This is a genomic window from Candidatus Poribacteria bacterium (genome assembly GCA_021162805.1).
GTDB lineage: Bacteria > Poribacteria > WGA-4E > B28-G17 > B28-G17 > JAGGXZ01.
Genome location: JAGGXZ010000054.1, coordinates 1 through 5,833, shown reverse-complemented (window position 1 = coordinate 5,833; position 5,833 = coordinate 1). Strand labels below are relative to the sequence as shown.

The window sequence follows — 5,833 nt, the reverse complement described above, 5'->3', positions numbered from 1 at the left end:
CTTATCCCTGCCGCTGAGCACCAACACGAGATCATCCCGTTTGATGTGAACCTTATCCCCCATCTCACACCACCTCCGGCGCCAGCGAGATTATCCTGGTGAAGGCCTTCTCCCTCAGCTCCCTCGCTACGGGTCCGAAGACTCTGGTGCCCAGTGGCTGTCCGGCGTTGTCTATCAGGACGGCAGCGTTATCGTCGAACTTGACGTAGGAGCCATCGGGACGGCGTTTCTCCTTCCTGGTTCTGACGACCACGGCTTTGACCACCTGTCCCTTTTTGACGGAGCTGTCGGGAGCGGCCTCCTTGACGGAAGCCACTATCACATCACCAAGCGAGGCGTATTTCCTCCGGCTTCCTCCCAACACCTTTATGCACATCACCCTCTTTGCGCCGGTGTTATCGGCGACGTTAAGGATAGTCTGCGTCTGAATCATGGTCTCTCCCCTCAGCCCACAGCTTTTTCGAGGATCTTGGAGACCCTCCACCGTTTTCTTCTGCTAAGAGGTCTGGTCTCGATTATGAGAACCTTATCTCCGACCTTACACTCGTTCCTCTCATCGTGGGCGAGCACCTTCTTGGTCCGCCTGACCGTCTTCTTATATCTAGGGTGTTGAAATATTCTCTCTATGGCAATGGTCACGGTTTTATCCATCTTATCGCTGACGACCACGCCCACGCGGAACCTAGCTCTTCCCCTCTTCATGCTCTCTCTCCCTGAGTATGGTTTTAATCCGGGCGATATCCCTCTTGATCTGTCTGATCTGATTTGGATTTTCCAACCTCCCGACAACCCTCTGAAACTTCAGCGAGAAGAGCTGGTCTTTCAGGCGCTCGAGTTCGCTTTGGAGTTCTTCCGTTGATCTCATCCTCAGCTCTCTAGCTTTCATCACACACCACCTGTCCGGACCACAAACCTGGTTTTGATGGGGAGCTTATGGGACGCCCTTCTGAGGGCTTCTCTCGCCACCTCTTCGGGCACGCCAGCTATCTCATAAAGGACTTTTCCGGGTTTGACCACGGCGACCCAGAACTCAGGCGAGCCTTTTCCCTTTCCCATTCTGCTCTCAGCCGGTTTTTTGGTGACGGGTTTATGTGGGAATATCTTTATCCAGATCTTTCCACCTCGCCTGAGATGTCTGACAATGGCCACACGGGCCGCCTCTATCTGTCTGTTCGTTATCCAACCCGGCTCCAACGCCTGAAGCCCGTATTCGCCGTAGGAGACCTGAGATCCTCTGTATGCCAGCCCTTTCATCCTGCCGCGTTGCTCTTTGCGATGTTTGACCCTTTTCGGCATTAACATCTCGTTTCCCCTCGCTTTTACTCTCTGTCATTTATAATCATTAGGTCATTCGGCTTCGCCGTCATTTAATGACTACAAATGACCATCAATGACAACTATATTCATTCTGCGGATCGTCTTGCCTCCCTGCGATCTGATCTTCTCCTACGCCTTCTGCGTCTGGGAGGCGTTGATTCTGAACGGGGTTGAACGGGAGGAGCTGTTTTCTCCTCCTCTGTTTCCTCCTCGGGTTTACCTATGACCTCTCCCTTGGATATCCAAACTTTAACTCCGATCTTACCGTAGACGGTATGAGCCTCGGCGAACCCATAATCTATCATTGCTCTCAGCGTCTGAAGCGGTACCCTTCCCTCCATCTCACGTTCCTTGCGGGCGATCTCAGCGCCGGCGATCCTGCCTTTGATCTCGATCCTGATCCCCTGAGCTCCCGATCTCATGGCGGCGGCGACCGCCCTCTTCATCGTCTGCCTGAACGGAGCACGCCTTTCAAGCTGCAGTGCGATCCCCTCAGCGACCAGTTGTGCGTCGAGCTCCGGCCTTTTGACCTCCTCTATAGCTATCCTGATGTTCTTCCCCGTCAGCTCCATCAGCTCCTGGGTCAGCGCCTCCACTTCGGCGCCCCTGCGCCCTATGACGATACCTGGGCGTGCCGTGAAGATGTGAACGACACACCTGTCCGTCGACCTTTCGACCTGGACGCGGGATATCCCTGCCCTGTACATCCGCTCCTTGACGTATCGTTGGATCATAAGATCCTCATGTAGCCAATCGGCGTACTCCTTTTCAGCATACCACTTTGAATCCCACGTCTCTATATACCCGAGCCTCAATCCCCTGGGGTGAGATTTCTGTCCCACTGAGACCTCCTATCCAAGCTCAAAAAGATCTGATTAGTTTTTTCATGGTTGTTCTCCTTCCATTGAGTCGAGTATAACGGTTATATGGCATCTCCTGCGCCTGATCCTATAGGCCATTCCCCTGGCCCTCGGTCTCCTCCAGTATCTTATGCCGCCTTCGTCCACGAAGATCCTCTCCACGTAGAGGTTCTCCTCGTTATATGAGGGATCTTCCTGCTGCGCGTTGGCGAGGGCCGAGCGGACGACCTTATAGATATGTCTAGCCGCCTTTTTAGGGGTAAAGCGCAGGATATCCAGAGCCTCTTTAACCGTCCGATTACGCACCAGATCTGCCACCAACCTCGCCTTTCTGGGCGCTATGGGTTGAAATCTAGCCACCGCTTTGGACACCATCTCCTCTTCTCCTCCAAACCCAGATCAACCGGTCTTGTGTCCGCCGAACCTCCGGGTCGGCGCGAACTCACCCAGCTTGTGACCGATCATGTTCTCCGTGATGAACACAGGGAAGAACTGCTTGCCGTTATAGACGGCGAAGGTATGTCCCACGAAATCCGGAACTATGGTCGAACGCCTGGACCATGTCCTTATGACCTTCTTCTCTCCCGTCTCGTTCATCTTTCGAACTTTTTTAAGCAGCTTCGGATCGACGTATGGCCCCTTCTTCAGAGATCTCGGCATTATCTACACCCCCTTATTTCCTGCGAGAGACTATGAGCCTGTCTGAGGGTTTCTTCCTTCTGGTTTTATATCCTTTCGTCGGCTGTCCCCAGGGCGTGACGGGATGTCTCCCGCCGTGGGATTTCCCCTCGCCGCCACCATGTGGGTGATCGACAGGGTTCATGGCGACGCCCCTGACGGTCGGCCTTATCCCGAGCCATCTCTTTCTGCCCGCTTTGCCTATGACGACGTTCTCGTGTTCGAGGTTACCGACCTGACCGATCGTGGCCATACATCCAACGGGGATCAACCTCACCTCGTTTGACGGGAGTCTGACATGGGCGTATTTGCCCTCCCTGGCTACCAACACGGCGGCGGCTCCGGCAGCCCTGGCCAATTGTCCGCCCCTGCCGGGGATAAGTTCTATGTTGTGGATGAACGTGCCCAGAGGTATCCTTTCAAGCGGCAGGGCGTTGCCGATCTTCACCTCGGCATCCGGCCCCGACATAACCGTATCCCCGACCTTCAGCCCAAGCGGGGCGATTATATACCGCCTTTCGCCGTCAACGTATTGCAAAAGAGCTATCCTCGCCGTCCTGTTCGGGTCATACTCTATCGCCACAACCTTAGCCGGAACACCGAATTTATCCCGCTTGAAGTCTATTATCCTATACCTGCGCTTATGTCCTCCGCCTCGATGCCTGACGGTTATTCTGCCGTAAGAGTTCCTCCCGCCCGTCTTGGATATGCCCTTAGTCAGGGATTTCTCAGGCTTCTCCTTCGTTATCTCCTCGAACGTATGACCGGTCATAAACCGCCTTCCAGGCGTTATGGGAGCAAATCTCTTAATCCCCAACTCAGCACCCCTCCATCAGATTGTCGTCTCATACAGAGAAATAATGGTACCCTCCTCCAGGGTGACGATCGCCTTCTTCCTATCCGGACGCTTACCTATTCCATACCTATACCTGACCAGATGACCCTTCCTCTTGCCCTTCACCCTGACCGTGTTGATCTTGACGATCTTCCCCTTCACCTCGGGGAAAAGCGCCTCAAGCGCCTCTCTGATCTCAACCTTGTTGGCGTTGATATCGACCAGAAAGGCGTATTTGTTCTGCTCATCCCTCAAAGCGGTGCTCTTCTCGGTCAGGAGGGGCTGCAGGATGATCTTATACGGATCTTTCATGATGAGGCAACCTCCTCCGGCTCGAGTGCGAATTTGGCCTGCAGGTTTTCAAGCGCCTCCTTGGTTATCAGAAGCTTATCGTGCCACAGGACATCGTAGGCGTTGAGATCGCTCCACCGGCAGGTGTGAACTCCGGGTATGTTCCTGGCCGAGAGGTAGACGTTTCTGTCATGGGATTCCAGCACGATCAACACCTTGCCTTCCAGGCCGAGAGAGTTCAGGATCTGAACCATCGATTTCGTCTTGGGCCTTTCGAGCTCGATCCGATCTATCACCTTCACGTTATCGTTCTGGAATTTATCGGCGATAGCATGCATCAGAGCCAGCCGTCTCATTTTCTTCGGCGTGCGCTGTCTATAGCTTCTCGGCTTCGGCCCGAAGGCGACTCCCCCACCGACGCGGGTGGGAGACTTGGCATCGCCCGCTCTGGCCCTTCCGGTATGTTTCTGGCGATACAGCTTCCTACCGCTTCCCTTAACCTCGCTGCGGGATTTGGTTGAAGCCGTGCCCAGCCTGCGGTTGGCCAGATATCCAACCACCGCCTGATGTAGCACGGGAACGTTTATCCTCTCGGTGTAGAGCCTTTCAGACGGATGAATCTCTCCGATGACCTCTCCCGATTGGCTGTATAAGCTAAGCTTTGGCATCTCTCAATCCCCTACTTCCCAGCTTTTTTAGATTTCCTGATTATCAACAGACCGTTTGGAGGACCGGGCACAGCGCCCTTAACCACCAACAGGTTGTTTTCGGGATCAACCTTGAGAACGGATAGATTCTTAACCGTTACCCTCTCACCACCGTATCTACCGGCCATCTTTTTGCCTTTGATAACCCTTGCGGGGAAGGTGCTGGTGCCGATCGAGCCCGGATGTCTGTGATCCTTCTCAGCGCCGTGTGAACCTCGACTGCCTTTAAACCCCCATCTCTTCATAACCCCCGCAAAGCCGCGTCCCTTCGATATGCCCGTCACATCGACCGAATCGCCCTCAGAGAAGATCGACACGTCGATCACATCCCCCAACTTCAGATCGCCCGTCTCCTCGACCCTTATCTCTCGGAGGTATCTGCACGGATTCACATTGGCCTTTCTGAAGTGACCTGCCATGGGCTTGTTGACCGAATGAGGTTTCTTCTCCTCAAAGCCGAGCTGAACGGCCGCGTAGCCGTCCCTCTCAACACTCTTTATCTGAACGATCGGGCAGGGACCGGCCTTTATCACCGTGACGGGAACCACCTGCCCCGACTCGTTGAAGATCTGCGTCATACCGACCTTCTTGCCCAATAAACCGTTGACCATCGCGATCACCCTTACGATAGCAGCTTGATTTTAACGTCCACGCCCGACGGAAGATCGAGCTTCATCAGGGCATCGACCGTCTTAGGGGTGGTTTCGAGTATATCGATCAATCTTTTGTGCACCCTTATCTCGAACTGCTCCCTGGATTTCTTATCTATGTTGGTCGACCTGTTGACCGTGATTATGGTCTTGTCAACAGGCAGCGGTATCGGCCCTGCGATGACGGCTCCGGTTCTCTTGACGCTATCTACGATCTGCTTGACCGATCTATCCAGTAATCTGTGGTCAAATGCCTTCAATTTTATCCTTATCCTCTGGCCGGTCATCATATCACCCCGCGTTACGGCGGCCGGCGATTAACCCGGCCGCCTTCAATTTGAGATCACTCTATGATCTTGGTCACGACGCCAGCACCGACGGTGTGTCCTCCCTCTCTGATCGCAAACCGTAACCCCTCCTCCATCGCTATCGGAACCATCAACTCAACCGTCAAATTCACATTATCACCCGGCATCACCATCTCTACTCCCTCCG

13 protein-coding genes are annotated in these 5,833 nt (G+C 54.1%); all 13 read right to left on the bottom strand.

The features are described 5' to 3' along the window. Positions 1 to 64: 64 nt before the first annotated feature. Positions 65 to 433: a 50S ribosomal protein L14 gene (gene rplN / locus J7M22_04125; protein ID MCD6505795.1), complete on the bottom strand. Its 369-nt coding sequence runs from the start codon at positions 431 to 433 to the stop codon at positions 65 to 67. An 11-nt stretch (positions 434 to 444) separates the two neighbouring features. Continuing rightward, the gene (gene rpsQ / locus J7M22_04120; protein ID MCD6505794.1) at positions 445 to 702 is read right to left on the bottom strand and encodes a 30S ribosomal protein S17; all 258 of its coding nucleotides are present in this window, start codon (positions 700 to 702) and stop codon (positions 445 to 447) included. Next, positions 683 to 886, bottom strand: coding sequence for a 50S ribosomal protein L29 (rpmC, locus tag J7M22_04115; GenBank protein MCD6505793.1), 204 nt, complete (start codon positions 884 to 886; stop codon positions 683 to 685). The genes rpsQ and rpmC overlap by 20 nt, the downstream gene beginning before the upstream one ends. Beyond that, positions 886 to 1,302, bottom strand: coding sequence for a 50S ribosomal protein L16 (gene rplP, locus J7M22_04110; GenBank protein ID MCD6505792.1), 417 nt, complete (start codon positions 1,300 to 1,302; stop codon positions 886 to 888). Before rplP ends, rpmC begins: the two co-directional genes overlap by 1 nt. A 101-nt stretch (positions 1,303 to 1,403) precedes the next feature. Then, entirely contained in the window at positions 1,404 to 2,159 is a 756-nt protein-coding gene (gene rpsC, locus J7M22_04105; GenBank protein ID MCD6505791.1) for a 30S ribosomal protein S3, read from the bottom strand. 42 nt (positions 2,160 to 2,201) lie between these two features. Continuing rightward, positions 2,202 to 2,552 (bottom strand): 50S ribosomal protein L22, encoded by a 351-nt coding sequence (gene rplV, locus J7M22_04100; GenBank protein ID MCD6505790.1) that lies wholly within the window; start codon positions 2,550 to 2,552, stop codon positions 2,202 to 2,204. A gap of 24 nt (positions 2,553 to 2,576) precedes the next feature. After that, entirely contained in the window at positions 2,577 to 2,837 is a 261-nt protein-coding gene (rpsS, locus tag J7M22_04095; protein MCD6505789.1) for a 30S ribosomal protein S19, read from the bottom strand. A 13-nt stretch (positions 2,838 to 2,850) separates the two neighbouring features. Further along, positions 2,851 to 3,672: a 50S ribosomal protein L2 gene (rplB, locus tag J7M22_04090; GenBank protein ID MCD6505788.1), complete on the bottom strand. Its 822-nt coding sequence runs from the start codon at positions 3,670 to 3,672 to the stop codon at positions 2,851 to 2,853. 15 nt (positions 3,673 to 3,687) lie between these two features. Then, entirely contained in the window at positions 3,688 to 4,002 is a 315-nt protein-coding gene (rplW, locus tag J7M22_04085; GenBank protein MCD6505787.1) for a 50S ribosomal protein L23, read from the bottom strand. Beyond that, positions 3,999 to 4,649, bottom strand: coding sequence for a 50S ribosomal protein L4 (gene rplD, locus J7M22_04080; GenBank protein ID MCD6505786.1), 651 nt, complete (start codon positions 4,647 to 4,649; stop codon positions 3,999 to 4,001). The genes rplW and rplD overlap by 4 nt, the downstream gene beginning before the upstream one ends. 11 nt (positions 4,650 to 4,660) lie before the next feature. Next, positions 4,661 to 5,299 carry a 50S ribosomal protein L3 gene (gene rplC, locus J7M22_04075; protein ID MCD6505785.1) on the bottom strand — a complete coding sequence of 213 codons (639 nt, stop codon included), beginning with the start codon at positions 5,297 to 5,299 and terminating at the stop codon, positions 4,661 to 4,663. Positions 5,300 to 5,310: 11 nt separating this feature from the next. Beyond that, on the bottom strand, positions 5,311 to 5,625 hold the full coding sequence (gene rpsJ / locus J7M22_04070) for a 30S ribosomal protein S10 (GenBank protein MCD6505784.1): 315 nt from the start codon (positions 5,623 to 5,625) through the stop codon (positions 5,311 to 5,313). A 56-nt stretch (positions 5,626 to 5,681) separates the two neighbouring features. Then, a partial coding sequence (tuf, locus tag J7M22_04065) for an elongation factor Tu (GenBank protein MCD6505783.1) occupies positions 5,682 to 5,833 on the bottom strand: 152 nt, incomplete at its 5' end.